The following is a 13,898-nucleotide window of genomic DNA, read 5'->3' as shown; positions in this document are numbered from 1 at the left end:
GTGGCGGTGGCGGTGGCGGACACCCGATGTCAGGTGGGAGAGGAAGAACAGGCCCACCGCGAGGGCCGAGACGGTCGCGCCGGCGGCGGTGCTCAGGTGCCAGGAGAGCAGCAGGCCGAAGAAGGTGGCGGCCGTGCCGAGCAGCGCCGCGATCGCCATCACCGCCCGCACGCTGCGCGCCCACGGCAGCGCGGCCGCCGGCGGGGCGATGAGCAGGCCCAGGACCAGCAGCGTCCCCACGATGTGGAAGGAGGCGACGATGGCCAGGGCCAGCAGACCCAGCAGGACGGCGTGGGCGACGCGCGGACGCAGACCGAGGGTGCGGGCCTTGCGCGGGTCGAACGCCAGGGCGAGGAAGGCGCGGTGGCCGAGGACCGAGACGGTCAGTGCCAACAGCAGGGCCGCGCCCAGCAGCACCAGGTCCTGTTCCCGGACGGCGAGGACGTCGCCGAAGAGGAACCCGGTCAGGTCGACCGCGAAGGACTGCGAGCGGGACACGATGATGACGCCGAGCGACAGCATCCCGACGAAGAGCAGGCCGATCCCGGTGTCCTGGGACAGCCGCGGGGTGCGCCCGAGGGCGGTGACCCCGGCCGTCATCACGGCCGCGCTCAACAGCGCTCCCACCAGCAGGTTGCCTCCCAGAAGCGCGGCGAGCGCGACGCCGGGCAGCAGTCCGTGCGACATGGCGTCACCGAGGAAGGCCATGCCTCTCAGCACCACCCAGGTGCCCGCCAGGGCGCAGATCGCCGACACCAACATCCCGCCCCACAGGGCCCTTTGCACGAAGGTCACCTCGAAGGGGCCCGTCAACCATTCCATGCGAGCACACTACAATGACAATCATGTTCAATAAAACCCCCTCCGCTGCCCTCGGGGACCGGATGCCGCCCCGCGTCCGCTTCGCCGGGCTCTCCGCCGGCTACCCCGGCCGACCCGTGCTCGATCAACTCGAAGGCGAGATACCGGCGTTGGCCGTGACAGCGCTGATCGGCCCGAACGGCAGCGGGAAGTCCACGCTACTCGCGGTTCTGGCCGGCGTGATCCGCCCCACCGCGGGCGAGGTCCGGCACGAGGGAGCCCGGCCGCCGGCGTTCGTCCCGCAGCGCGGGGCCGTCGGCGACACGCTTCCTCTGACGGTCCGGCAGACCGTGGAGATGGGGCGCTGGGGCGAGCGGGGACCATGGCGCCGGCTCACGCGGCGCGACCGGACGGTGGTGGACGAGGCCATGGAGCGCCTCGGCGTCACGGCGCTCGCCGCCCGTCAACTCGGCGAGCTCTCCGGCGGACAGAGGCAGCGCACGCTCATGGCACAGGGTCTCGCCCAGGAGTCGGACCTGCTCCTGCTGGACGAGCCGGCCACCGGCCTCGACCCCGAGGGCAGGGAGCGCACGGCGGCGCTGCTGACGGAGTTGGCCGCCGGCGGGGTGACCCTCGTCCACGCCACCCACGACCTGGACGCGGCGCGCTCGGCGGACACCTGCCTGCTGCTCCGCGACGGCCGTCTGGCCGGTCAGGGACCGCCGGACCGGCTCCTCACCCCGGCGGCGCTCGCCCACCTGTGGCAACCGGTGTGAGACCTGCGTCAGCCTCGCGGACTACTCCTGCGGGCTCGCTCCCGCGGGCTCGCTCCCGCGGGCTCATGCCTCGGGTCGGTCCACGCGGATCAGTGTCTGCTGCCCGTTGGCGACGAGTTTCCGTTCACCGTCGTCCTGGACGCCGAACACCTCCAGCCGGCACACGGTCAGGGTGCGGCCGGACTTCAGGACCGTCCCGATCGCCTCGATGCGGCTGCCGACGGCGGGGGCGAGGAGGTTGATCTTGTACTCGACGGTGAGCACTTCGGCGTGCTCGGGAAACAACGTCAAGGCGGCATAGCCGCCGGCGCTGTCCGCGAGGGCACTGGTGGCACCGGCGTGGAAGTAGCCGTGCTGTTGGGTCACTTCGGGCCGGTACGGGAGCTCGATGTGTACGCGGCCGGGTCCGATGCGGGTGACCCGCGCGCCGAGGTGGGCCATCAGCCCCTGGCGTTCGAAACTGTCCCGGACACGTTCCCGCACCTCGGCGCTCGCCTGTTCCTCCTGCTGCGTCGGGTCTTCCACGTGCTCTCCTTCGACGGACATCACGATCGGTGCACGGAATGAGACCGGGCCGCTGGCGGGCACAGCTTCCCCCCGGCGGGAGCCTCTCCGACGACGATCGTCGCACCCGCCCGCGGGGGACGGTGCGGCGCGTCCGACGACACCCGCCCGGGGCACGGGAGCGACAACGCCGGCGGACGCGCGCGAGCGGCCCCGAGGCCCGGGTCGGCACGGGGCAGGAGGGCGGGGGCACGGTGATCCACATCAGCGGGGTGGGTGTCCCCCTCTCTCCCCTGGAGGGCCACTGCGGCCGCGCGACCCCCACTCGGCCGTCACCAGCAGGAGTGAGGGCTTCGTCGCATGGAGTCCAGCGCGGAGGAGGAAGCCGGCGGCCGTGGCACTCCAGCGCCCTCCGGAGGCCGGGCGGACCCGCTTCTGCACCTTGAGCGCTCCGGTCGGCCCGACTGGCCGACCGGAGCGCTCAAGGGAAGTGCTGGAGCGGTCGCTGGAGGAGGAGTACCGCCCCGGCGTCCGGTCAGCGGGGGGCGAGGAGCTCGAGCGTGTCGATCACGCGGTTCGAGAAGCCCCACTCGTTGTCGTACCACGCGACCACCTTGATGTGGCGGCCGTCGACGCGGGTGAGGGCCGAGTCGAAGATCGACGAGGCGGGGTTGCCCGTGATGTCGGACGACACGAGCGGGTCGTCCGAGTACTCGAGGACACCGGCGAGCGGCCCCTCCGCTGCGGCGCGGTATGCCGCCAGCACCTCGTCGCGCGTCACGTCGCGGGCGACGGCCGTGTTGAGTTCGACGATGGAACCCACCGGCACCGGTACGCGGATCGAGTCGCCCGACAGCTTGCCTTCGAGGTTCGGCAGCACCAGGCCGATCGCCTTGGCGGCGCCGGTCGTGGTCGGCACGATGTTGACGCCGGCGGCCCGGGCGCGACGGGCGTCGCGGTGCGGACCGTCCTGCAGGTTCTGCTCCTGCGTGTAGGCGTGCACCGTCGTCATGAACCCGTGCTCGATGCCGGCGAGTTCGTCGAGGACCGCTGCCAGCGGCGCGAGCGCGTTGGTGGTGCAGGAGGCGTTCGAGACGATCGTGTGCACGGCCGGGTCGTAGGCGTCGGTGTTGACCCCGAACGCGAGCGTGACGTCGGCGCCGTCCGACGGCGCACTGACGAGCACCTTCTTCGCGCCCGCGTCGAGGTGGGCGCGGGCGGCCTTGGCCGAGGTGAAGCGGCCGGTGGCTTCCAGGACGACGTCGACGCCGAGGTCGGCCCACGGCAGCTGCGCCGGTTCGCGCTCGGCCAGCACCGTGATCCGACGGCCGTCGACGACGAGGGCGTCCCCGTCGACGGTCACCGGACGCCCGAGCCGGCCGGCCGTGCTGTCGTAGGCGAGCAGCCGGGCGAGCGTGGCGGGCTCCGTCAGGTCGTTGACGGCGACGATCTCGAGGGCGCTGTCGCGTTCGAGCAGTGCGCGCAGCACATTGCGTCCGATGCGGCCGAATCCGTTGATGGCGATGCGAGTCATGAGTGATGTCCCTTTCCTTCGCCACCAGGCTCGCCCGCGGTTCGCGCCGCCGACAGTGGCGAGATCGCCATCGTTCAAAACGATCCCGCCACGATGCTATTCGCCCCGGGTGAAGGTCCGCCGGTACTCGCTCGGTGTGGTGCCGAGGACGCGCTGGAAGTGCAGGCGCAGGTTCGCGCCGGTGCCGAGGCCGACGTCGGCGGCGATCTGTTCGACGCTGCGCTGCGACCGCTCGAGCAGTTCGCGGGCCAGGTCGATGCGGGCGCGCATCACCCACTGCATCGGCGTGTAGCCGGTCTCCTCGACGAAGCGTCGGGAGAACGTGCGCGGCGAGACCCCGGCCTGCCGCGCCAGTCTGTCGAGGGTGAGGGGCTCGCCGAGCCGGTGCAGCGCCCACTCTCGGGTGGTGCCGAAACGCTCGCCGAGCGGCTCGGGGACGCTGCGCGGCACGTACTGGGCCTGGCCGCCGCTGCGGTAGGGAGCCGCGACCAGGCGGCGGGCCGCGTGGTTGGACGCGGCCACCCCGAGGTCGCCGCGCAGGATGTGCAGGCACAGGTCGATGCCGGAGGCGGCGCCGGCCGAGGTGAGCACGCTGCCCTCGTCGACGAACAGCACGTTCTCGTCGACCTGGACGAGCGGATGCCTGACCATGAGTTCCCGCGTGTAGTGCCAGTGCGTCGTGGCGCGCCTGCCGTCGAGCAGGCCCGTGGCGGCGAGCGCGAAGGCGCCCGTCGAGATGGCGGCGAGCCGCGCGCCCCGGGCGTGGGCGGCGATCAGTGCGTCGAGGACGGCCTGCGGCGGGTCGTCGCGGTCCGGGAACCGGTAGCCGGGGACGAAGACGATGTCGGCCCACGCGAGCGCGTCGAGGCCGTGGGCGACGGAGTACGACAGGCCGTCGCCGCCGGTCACGAGACCGGGTGTCGCCCCGCACACCCGCACCTCGTACGGCATGCTCGCGCGGGTCGTGAAGACCTGCGCGGGAATTCCGACATCGAGCGGCTTCGCACCCTCGAGCACAAGGACGGCGACGCGATGCAGGCGGGAGGCTGGCATGGGACAGAGGCTACGTGGGGCGTGACGTCGGTCTCTGGCCGCAGACACTGCGCCACTGGGGCCGACGTGTGAGCGCGTCTCCGATCCTGAACGACCCGGACGAGCATCCCGAACCGAGCGTGTCGAAGCCTCGGGCCGAGGCGTCCGCGAAGGGAGACAACACCGGTGCCGCCCTCAATGAGGGCGAGGGCGTGGCGCACGGTCGGGGTGAGGTAGACGCCGATGTCACCGCCCTTCCACAGCCCGAGCACGGGCAGGCCGACGGCAGCGACGGTGGCACTGCGTACACCCGCAGACGCCCGGTGAGGACGCCGCCGCGGCATCCCTGCCGGAAAGCGCGGCGAGCGCCACGTGACGAGCGCCGGACGGTGCGCGGTCGGCCGCGCACCGTCCGGCGGCCACCGACGGCGTCAACCGGGATCCATCCATGCCCCGTATGAGTGACGAACTGGAGTGCGCAACAACCCTGTTGAGACGTAAGTTGTGGGGCAACACACCCGCTGGCTGAACACGCCTGCCTCGGCTGAGAGACGGACCGTACCCATGAGCGACCCCGAGACGACGCCCGGAACCGCCGCACACCAGAAGATCGACACCTCGGTGCCGCATTCGGCCCGGATCTGGAACTACTGGCTGGGCGGCAAGGACAACTACCCGGTCGACGAGGAGGCCGGCGACGCGTACACCGATGTCTTCCCCGGCATCGTGACCATCGCCCGCAGCAGCCGGGCCTTCCTGCGACGCAACATCACGTATCTGGTCTCCGAGGCCGGCATCCGGCAGTTCCTGGACATCGGGACGGGCCTGCCGACCGCCGACAACACCCACGAGGTCGCCCAGCGCATCGCCCCGGAGAGCAGGATCGTCTACGTCGACAACGACCCGATGGTCCTGGCGCACGCCCGCGCCCTGCTTTACTCCACCTCCGAGGGAGCGACCGCCTACGTCGACTCCAACGTGCTGGACCCGGAGCGCGTCCTGGCCGCCGCCGCCAAGACCCTGGACCTCTCCCGCCCCACCGCTCTCATCCTCAGCAACATCCTGGGCCACATCGCCGACCACGACGAGGCGCGCTCCATCGTGAAGCGGCTGATGGACGCGCTGCCGTCCGGCAGCTACCTGTCCATCAACGACGGTTCACGGGGCTTCGACCCGGGGTTCGAGCAGGCCCAGGACGGCTACAACAAGAGCGGTGCCGTCCCGTACAACCTGCGTACCGTCGAGGAGATCACCTCGTTCTTCGACGGCCTGGAGCTCCTGGAGCCCGGCGTGGTCTCGGTCACCCGGTGGCGCCCGGACGCCGACGCACCCGACGCTCCGGTCATCGCCGAGCACGGCGGCCTCGCCCGCAAGCCGTGACGCCCTGACGGGCCACGGGCACCCCCGCGCCCCGTGGCCCGGACCCGGCCCCACGCGTCCCCGCCGGCTCGCCCGTGTGCGAGTCGGCGGGAACACCGCGACCGCCTCCGGTGTTGATCCCGTGCGACGGGACGAAAGGCGGAGACGGTGCACGGTGAGTACAAGGTTCCCGGCGGCAAGCTGGTCGTCGTGGACGTCGAGGTGACGGACGGCGTACTGCGGAACACCCGTGTCGCGGGTGATTTCTTCCTCGAACCGGACGAGGCGCTGGACGCCGTGAACCACGCCCTGAACGGCGCTCCGGCGGACCTGGACGCGGCCGGCCTCGCCGCGCGGATCGACGCCGCGCTTCCCGAGGGGACCGTGATGTACGGGCTGACCTCGGCGGGCGTCGCCGTCGCGGTGCGCCGCGCGGTCGCCCGCGCCACCGACTGGTCGGACTACGACTGGCAGCTGATCCACGAGGGCCCGCAGCCCCCGGCGCTGCACATGGCGCTGGACGAGGTGCTGACGGCGGAGGTGGCCGCGGGACGCCGTCCGCCGACGCTGCGGGTGTGGGAATGGGGCGGCCCCGCGGTGATCATCGGCAGTTTCCAGTCGCTGCGCAACGAGGTCGACCCGGAGGGAGCCGAGCGGCACGGCATCGAGGTGGTGCGCCGCATCTCCGGCGGCGGCGCGATGTTCGTCGAGCCCGGCAACACCATCACGTACTCGCTGTCCGTGCCCGAGTCCCTGGTGCAGGGGCTGTCCTTCCAGGACAGTTACGCCTACCTCGACGACTGGGTGCTCGGCGCCCTCGGCGACATGGGCATCAGGGCCTGGTACCAGCCGCTGAACGACATCACCACCGACCAGGGCAAGATCGCCGGCGCCGCCCAGAAGCGAATGGTGGGCCCGGACGGCGGCCCGGGCGCGGTGCTGCACCACGTGACGATGGCGTACGACATCGACGCCGACAAGATGCTCGACGTGCTGCGCATCGGCAAGGAGAAGATGTCCGACAAGGGCACCAGGAGCGCCGAGAAGCGCGTCGACCCGCTCCGCCGGCAGACCGGCCTGCCCCGCGAGACGGTCATCGAGCGGATGATCGACTCCTTCCGCGCCCGGTACGGCGTGTCCGGCGGCAAGGTGACCGGCGAAGAGCTGGCCCGCGCCCGGGAGTTGGCGCGGACCAAGTTCACAACCCCTCAGTGGACCGCACGCGTGCCCTGACCCGCCCGGTGCCTCCGACGGCCCGCTCCGCGCCCACCCGTCGGCCGGCGCCGTGACGCCGCCACGATGCCTCAAATCGCCTGAACCCATGGGAAGTACGGCAAAGCACCACCCCCTCGTGGCACTCCCCTGTGACCCCGCGCCTACGGAGCGAGTTCGCCCTTCCGCCCCACGGGGAAGCGTGTGAGACTGGCGTCCCGTCCGCAGTGCGGGCCCCCTTCCGCACCGACCCCCACGAGAAGTGCGCCGTGCGTTCCTTTCCTCTGCCGATAGCCCTGACCGCGCGCCTGTCGCCGGTGGTCGTCCTCGCCGCGGCGGGCTGGGCACTGTCGTCCGGGTCCTCCTCCGAGCCGCAGGCCGCCGAGAAGAAGCCACCGGAGACGACGGCGTCGCAGTCCGCCTCCGCCCCGTCGACGACGGCCGCGCCGAAGACGTACACCGCCGCTCCCGTACCCTGCGGCAGCGTCGCCGAGAAGACCGTCAAGTCCCTTGTGCCGGGGGCGAAGGCGGCCGGCAAGGAGATCAAGTCCACCGACTCCGAGCTGCGCCGGACCTGTTCGTGGAACGCGCTCGACGGCTACGAGTACCGCTGGCTCGACGTGTCCTTCGAGGTCCTGCAGTCGGACGACGCGGCCGAGAAGTCGTACCAGGGGCGGCTGAAGGACAGGAGCGGCGGGGGCGCGGTCCCCGGGCTCGGGGACGCCGCGTACTCGGTCGTGGACCTCAGCACCGAGGACAAGCAGCAGACCCGGGAGGGCGTGGTGGTGGTCCGCGCCTCCAACGCGCTGGTGGTCGTGACGTACAACGGCAGCGACTTCGAGTCGAAGAAGGCCCCCTCCACGGACGAGATCAACAAGGGCGCCATCAAGGCCGCCAAGGAAGCGGTGGCGGCCCTGCTGGCGGGCAAGGGCTGAGTCCAGCGGGTACGACGGACCGGGGCAGGGGGCGCGTCTCGGCGGCCGGGACACCGGTCTCCGGGGCGCGGGTCAGCCGTTGAGCGCCGGGATCACGTGTGTCCCGTACACGTCGATCACGGCCTCCGGGGCGTCGTGCATGTCGTAGACGGCGAACTGGTCGACGCCCAGCGCGCGGAGCGCCTTCAGTTTCTCGACGTGCTGCTCCGCCGTGCCGATCAGGCAGAACCGGTCGACGATCCGGTCGGGCACGAACGCGGTGTCGGGGTTGCCGCTGCGGCCGTGGTGGGCGTAGTCGTAGTCTTGGCGGGAGGCGATGTAGTCGGTCAGTTCGTGCGGGACGACGCCGCTGTCGGCGCCGTACCGGGCCACCAGGTCGGCGACGTGGTTGCCGACCATCCCGCCGAACCAGCGGCACTGTTCACGCGCGTGGGCGAGTGCTTCCGGTGAATCGTCCTCGGTGACGTAGGCCGGGGCGGCGACGCAGACGGTCACCTCGGCGGGGTCGCGCCCGGCGGCGACGGCGGCGTCCTTGACGGCCTTGACCATGGTCTCGGTGAGGTAGAGGTCGGCGAGCTGGAGGATGAAGCCGTCGGCCTCCTCCCCGGCCATCCGCAGCGCCTTCGGCCCGTACGCGGCCATCCACACGGGGAGCCGGGAGTCCTTCCCGATCCAGGGGAAGCGGACGACGGTGCCGCCGCCGAGGTCGGCCTCCCCGCCCTCGGCGAGGGTGCGGATGACCTTCATGGCCTGGCTCATGCGGGCCAGGGTGTTGGGTGCGCGGCCGGCGACCCGCATCGCGGAGTCGCCCCGGCCGATGCCGCAGACGGTGCGGTTGCCGAACATGTCGTTGAGGGTGGCGAAGGTGGAGGCGGTGACCTCCCAGGCGCGGGTGCCCGGGTTGGTGACCATCGGGCCGACGGTCAGCGTCGTCGTGTGGGACAGGATCTGGCTGTGGATGACGAACGGTTCCTGCCAGAGCACGGCGGAGTCGAAGGTCCAGCCGTGGGTGAAGCCGGCCTGTTCGGCGCGCTTCATCAGGTCGACGACCCGCGAGGCCGGCGGGTCGGTCTGCAGTACGAGTCCGAAGTCCATGCGCGCCGCTCCTAGGTGAGGTACTGACAGGTGGACCGCGGGGTGTAGACGCCGTGCCCCGCGCGTCCGGTGTACTCCCGCTCGGTGATGACGGGTTCGCCGCGCGAGAGGACGGTCTCGACGCGGCCGGTGACGCGCTTGCCCTCGTAGGCCGAGTAGTCGACGTTCATGTGGTGGGTCTCGGCGGAGATGACCTGCTCGGCGTGCGGGTCGTAGATCACGACGTCGGCGTCGGCGCCCGGCGCGAGGGTGCCCTTCTTCGGGTACAGGCCGAACATGCGGGCCGGGGTGGCGCAGGCGATCTCGATCCAGCGGCGGCGGGTGAGGTGTCCGTCGACGACTGCCTGGTGGAGCAGGTCCATGCGGTTCTCGATGCCCGGCAGACCGTTGGGGATCTTCGAGAAGTCGCCGCGGCCGAGGTCCTTCTGGCCGGTGAAGCAGAACGGGCAGTGGTCGGTGGAGACCACCTGGAGGTCGTTGGTGCGCAGGCCCCGCCACAGCGCGGCCTGGTGCTCCTTCGGCCTCAGGGGCGTGCTGCACACGTACTTGGCGCCCTCGAAGTCCGGTTCGGCGAGGTTGTCGGCGGACAGGAACAGGTACTGCGGGCAGGTCTCGCCGAAGACGTTCAAGCCCTCGTCGCGGGCCCGTGCCAGTTCGGCGACCGCCTCCGTGGCGGAGACGTGCACGACGTACAGCGGGGCGCCGGCGACCTGGGCGAGCCGGATGGCGCGGTGGGTGGCCTCGGCCTCCAGCAGGGCTTTACGGACCTCGCCGTGGTAGCGGGGGTCGGTCTCGCCGCGGGCCAGCGCCTGTTCGACGAGCACGTCGATCGCGATGCCGTTCTCGGCGTGCATCATGATCAGGCCGCCGTTCTCGGCGGACCGCTGCATGGCGCGCAGGATCTGTCCGTCGTCGCTGTAGAAGACGCCGGGGTAGGCCATGAACTGCTTGAAGGAGGTGACGCCCTCCTCCACCAGCCGGTCCATCTCCTTGAGGGTGCCCGGGTTCACGTCGGAGACGATCATGTGGAAGCCGTAGTCGATGGCGCAGTTGCCCTCGGCCTTGGCGTGCCAGGTGTCCAGTCCCTCGCGCAGGGAGCGGCCGACGCTCTGTACGGCGAAGTCGACGACGGTCGTCGTACCGCCCCAGGCGGCGGCCCGGGTGCCGGTCTCGAAGGTGTCGGAGGCGAAGGTGCCACCGAACGGCAGCTCCATGTGGGTGTGGGCGTCGACGCCGCCCGGCAGGACGTACTTTCCGGTGGCGTCGATGGTCCGGCCGGCGGTGAACGTCTCGGCGGCCGGGGTGCCCGAGGCGGCGAGGGCGGCAATGCGGCCGTCCTCTATCAGGACGTCGGCGTGGAGTTCGTCGGAGGCGGTGATGACGAGGCCACCCCGGATGACGGTACGGCTCATGCGTGCACGCTCCGCTGGGTCGTGGTCGAAAGGTGCGGGTCGTCGGTGGCCGGTCGCGCCCGCGCGGCGGTGGCCGCACATCGATCCCGGCCCCGCGCCCCTCGAGGGCTTCGCCCCGCACGGGGGACGCGGGCAACCGGAGGCGGGCGCCGGGCCGCTGCTAAAGGCTTCGCAGAGCCTGTTCGAGGATGGCGGCGCCCTCCTCGGCCTCCGTGACGTTGAGGGACAGGGGCGGGGCGATGCGCAGGGCACTGGTGTTGTGGCCGCCGCCCTTGCCGAGGAGCAGTCCGCCCCGGCGGGCCGCCTCCAGTACGGCGGAAACCGCCTGCGGATCGGCCTCGTCGGTGCCCGGTGCGGTCAGCTCGATGCCGATCATCAGTCCGCGCCCGCGGACCTCCCGTACGGCGGGCACCTGGGCGGCGACGGCCCGCAGGCGTTCGATGAGCAGGCCGCCGACCCGCCGGGCGTTTCCCTGCAGGTCGTGTTCGAGGAGGTAGGTGAGGTTGGCCAGGCCGGCGGCCATGGTGACCTGGGTGCCGCCGAACGTCGAAATACTGTTGGAGTCGAGGCAGTTCATGATCTCGGCGCGGGCGACGACGCCGCCGATGGACATGCCGTTGCCGATGCCCTTGGCGAAGGTCACGATGTCGGGCGGTCCGCCTCGGCCGTGCGCCTGCCAGCCCCAGAAGTGGTCGCCGGTGCGGCCCCAGCCGGTCTGCACCTCGTCGGAGACCCACAGGACTCCGTGGGCGTGCAGGACTTCGCGGAACGCCGCGTACAGTCCGTCGGGCGGTGAGGTGAAGCCGCCGACGCCCTGGATCGGCTCGGCGATCAGGGCCGCGGGCGGACGCGTGTGGCCGAGCAGGTCCTTGAGGTCGTCGACGCAGGCCGCGATGAACTCGTCGTCGCCGAGCCGGGCGTACGGACCGCGGGTGCGCACGCCGCCGTGCACGTACAGGGTCTGCAGCGGGGACAGCGAGGTCGGGGACCAGCCGCGGTTGCCGGTGATGCCGACGGCGCCGAAGGAGCGGCCGTGGTAGCTGTTGCGCATCGCCAGGACCGTGTTGCTGCGCCGGTAGGCGGTGGCGAGCAGCAGGGCGGTGTCGTTGGCCTCGGTGCCGGACGTGGTGAAGAAGACCCGGGCGTCCGGGATGCCGCTCAACTGGGCTACACGTTCGGCGAGTTCCACCATCTGCCGGTCGAGGTAGAGGGTGGAGGAGTGGATGATCCGCCCGGCCTGCTCGGCGATCGCCTTCGTCACCTCGGGCAGGGCGTGGGCGGTCATGGTGGTGAGGATGCCGCCGAAGAAGTCGAGGTACCGGTTGCCGTCGGAGTCCCAGACGTGGCGGCCCTCGCCGTGGGTGATCTCGAGGGGTTCCTCGTAGTAGAGGGCGAGCCAGTCGGGCAGCACGGAGCGGTGGCGGCCCAGGAGGTCGTCGGTCACGGCCGCACCAGCCCTTCGTAGGCGTCGGGGCGGCGGTCGCGGTAGAACGCCCACTGCTGCCGGACTTCCTCGATGAGGCCGAGGTCGAGGTCCCGGACCACGAGTTCCTCCTTGCTGTCGCTGGCGACGTCGCCGACGAACTGTCCGCGGGGGTCGACGAAGTACGAGGTGCCGTAGAAGTCGTTGTCCCCGTACTCCTCCTGGCCCACGCGGTTGATCGCGGCGACGAAGTACTCGTTCGCGACGGCCGCGGCCGGCTGTTCCAGCTGCCACAGGTGGGACGAGAGGCCGCGGTGCGTGGCGGACGGGTTGTAGACCAACTGGGCTCCGTTGAGTCCGAGTTGGCGCCACCCCTCCGGGAAGTGGCGGTCGTAGCAGATGTAGACGCCGACCTTGCCGACGGCGGTGTCGAAGACGGGCCAGCCGAGGTTGCCGGGCTTGAAGTAGAACTTCTCCCAGAAGCCCTTGACCTGCGGGATGTGGTGCTTGCGGTACTTGCCGAGGACGGTGCCGTCGGCGTCGATCACGGCCGCGGTGTTGTAGTAGAACCCCGACTGCTCGACCTCGAACACCGGCACGACGATCACCATGCCGGTCTCACGGGCCAGTTCCCGCATCCGGGTGACGGTCGGTCCGTCGGGCACGGGCTCGGCCCAGCGGTAGTGCTCGGCGTCCTGGACCTGGCAGAAGTAGGGGGAGTTGAAGACCTCCTGGAACCCGATGATCTTCGCGCCCCGTCGGGCCGCCTCGCGGGCGTGCTCCTCGTGTTTCGCCAGCATGGACTCGGTGTCGCCGGTCCAGGTGGCCTGGACCAGGGCGGCACGTACGACGTTGGCCATGAGCTGCTCCTTCGACGCGACGTCAGCGCCTCTACGCCCGTAGAAACGGTCGTAGAGGGACGAACGTAAGCCTCTCGGACGGCCTTGCCAAGACCATCGTCGTGAAGCCGCGGAGTCGATCATGTTTCGCACTCCGGTGGGTGAGTTCCGGCACCCGTCGTCGGGGCCTGGCCGGCGGGTGCCGGTCAGGCGGTGAATCCCGCGACGCGCAGGGCGTGCAGCAGGTCCCCGTAGTGCTCCTCCGAGACGCCCCGGGCGGCTCCGAGGAGCAGCGGGACGAGCCGCTCGGGGCCGGGAGCCGCGCTGCGGGCCGCCTCCTCGGGGGTGCGCGTCCTGACGCAGGCGTCGAGCAGCGTGCGCACCTCACGGTGGCGGTCCTCGGCCGCCAGTGCGAGGACCGCCCGGCCGGTTTCCTCGGCGGGCCGCACCATGCCCTGGCGCAGGATCTGCTCGGCGTCGCCGGCCTGCCCCGCCGCGGTCAGCGCGTCGGCCGCGGCGACGAGCCGGTCCACGGGCAGGGAGGCGGCCTCCCACAGCAACGTCGTCCAGTCGGCGCCCAGACCCGCGCTCCGCATCCCGTTCGCGAGCAGCGGGAACCGGACGGCCGGCCACGACGCGGCCTCGGCGAGCAGGGCGTGCGCCTCGCCGCTGCGCCCGTCGCGGCGCAACCGCGCGAGGGTGCCGACGAGCCGGGCGACCTCCTGCCGCTCCGCCGCACCGACGGGATCCCCGGCCGCCCACGACTCGCCGTGCACGCCGGGACGCGCCCCCACCCGCTCCTCCCCCGCGCCGTCGACGACCCCTGCGAAGCGCGCACCGCGCAAGGTACGGGCGGTACGGACGACGGGGACGGACGCCGGGACGGGAGCAGGGGCGGGAGCAGAGGCGGACCCGGAACCGGGCTCGGGTGAGGGCTCAGGTGAGGGCTCGGGTGAGGGCTCGGGTGAGGGCTCGG

At 71.6% G+C, this 13,898-nt stretch carries 12 protein-coding genes and 1 pseudogene; 4 read left to right on the top strand and 9 right to left on the bottom strand.

The genetic code is table 11. From position 1 onward, the window contains the following. The coding region (gene aztB, locus AOK11_RS37190; RefSeq protein WP_055598039.1) for a zinc ABC transporter permease AztB at window positions 1–822 on the bottom strand (822 nt) is incomplete at its 3' end. Window positions 823–836: 14 nt separating this feature from the next. On the opposite strand from aztB, the gene aztA reads away from it, so the two are divergent. Further along, window positions 837–1,577: a zinc ABC transporter ATP-binding protein AztA gene (gene aztA, locus AOK11_RS37185; protein WP_055598038.1), complete on the top strand. Its 741-nt coding sequence runs from the start codon at window positions 837–839 to the stop codon at window positions 1,575–1,577. 63 nt (window positions 1,578–1,640) lie between these two features. Here aztA and AOK11_RS37180 read toward each other — a convergent pair whose 3' ends face one another. From AOK11_RS37180 to AOK11_RS37170, 3 genes are all read right to left on the bottom strand, one after another. Then, window positions 1,641–2,123, bottom strand: a complete 483-nt coding sequence (locus tag AOK11_RS37180) for a PaaI family thioesterase (RefSeq protein WP_420903045.1) — start codon at window positions 2,121–2,123, stop codon at window positions 1,641–1,643. Window positions 2,124–2,616: 493 nt separating this feature from the next. Next, on the bottom strand, window positions 2,617–3,615 hold the full coding sequence (gene gap, locus AOK11_RS37175; RefSeq protein ID WP_055598036.1) for a type I glyceraldehyde-3-phosphate dehydrogenase: 999 nt from the start codon (window positions 3,613–3,615) through the stop codon (window positions 2,617–2,619). 96 nt (window positions 3,616–3,711) lie between these two features. Next, window positions 3,712–4,668 (bottom strand): GlxA family transcriptional regulator, encoded by a 957-nt coding sequence (locus AOK11_RS37170; RefSeq protein ID WP_055598035.1) that lies wholly within the window; start codon window positions 4,666–4,668, stop codon window positions 3,712–3,714. 543 nt (window positions 4,669–5,211) lie between these two features. Here AOK11_RS37170 and AOK11_RS37165 point away from each other — a divergent pair. The 3 genes from AOK11_RS37165 (at window position 5,212) to AOK11_RS37155 (ending at window position 8,153) form a co-directional block, all read left to right on the top strand. Continuing rightward, a complete protein-coding gene (locus tag AOK11_RS37165) occupies window positions 5,212–6,027 on the top strand; it encodes an SAM-dependent methyltransferase (RefSeq protein ID WP_055598034.1) in 816 nt (271 codons plus the stop codon). 147 nt (window positions 6,028–6,174) lie between these two features. Further along, window positions 6,175–7,239 carry a lipoate-protein ligase LplAB gene (locus tag AOK11_RS37160; protein WP_055598033.1) on the top strand — a complete coding sequence of 355 codons (1,065 nt, stop codon included), beginning with the start codon at window positions 6,175–6,177 and terminating at the stop codon, window positions 7,237–7,239. 248 nt (window positions 7,240–7,487) lie between these two features. Then, a complete protein-coding gene (locus tag AOK11_RS37155) occupies window positions 7,488–8,153 on the top strand; it encodes a hypothetical protein (protein WP_055598040.1) in 666 nt (221 codons plus the stop codon). A 72-nt stretch (window positions 8,154–8,225) separates the two neighbouring features. On the opposite strand, the gene AOK11_RS37150 is transcribed toward AOK11_RS37155, so the two are convergent. The 5 genes and pseudogenes from AOK11_RS37150 to AOK11_RS45900 all read right to left on the bottom strand — a co-directional run. After that, on the bottom strand, window positions 8,226–9,248 hold the full coding sequence (locus tag AOK11_RS37150; protein ID WP_055598032.1) for a TIGR03842 family LLM class F420-dependent oxidoreductase: 1,023 nt from the start codon (window positions 9,246–9,248) through the stop codon (window positions 8,226–8,228). A gap of 11 nt (window positions 9,249–9,259) precedes the next feature. Beyond that, window positions 9,260–10,660 (bottom strand): dihydropyrimidinase, encoded by a 1,401-nt coding sequence (gene hydA / locus AOK11_RS37145; RefSeq protein WP_055598031.1) that lies wholly within the window; start codon window positions 10,658–10,660, stop codon window positions 9,260–9,262. A gap of 160 nt (window positions 10,661–10,820) precedes the next feature. Further along, window positions 10,821–12,104, bottom strand: coding sequence for an aspartate aminotransferase family protein (locus AOK11_RS37140; protein WP_055598030.1), 1,284 nt, complete (start codon window positions 12,102–12,104; stop codon window positions 10,821–10,823). Then, window positions 12,101–12,943, bottom strand: a complete 843-nt coding sequence (locus AOK11_RS37135) for a nitrilase-related carbon-nitrogen hydrolase (protein WP_055598029.1) — start codon at window positions 12,941–12,943, stop codon at window positions 12,101–12,103. The genes AOK11_RS37140 and AOK11_RS37135 overlap by 4 nt, the downstream gene beginning before the upstream one ends. 185 nt (window positions 12,944–13,128) lie before the next feature. Then, a pseudogene (locus AOK11_RS45900) lies at window positions 13,129–13,898 on the bottom strand (hypothetical protein); the annotation flags it as partial.

This window comes from Streptomyces hirsutus (assembly GCF_001418415.1).
Classification (GTDB): Bacteria; Actinomycetota; Actinomycetes; order Streptomycetales; family Streptomycetaceae; genus Streptomyces; species Streptomyces hirsutus.
The sequence above is the reverse complement of the archived record's forward strand: the minus strand, read 5'-3'. Positions and strand labels throughout refer to the sequence as shown.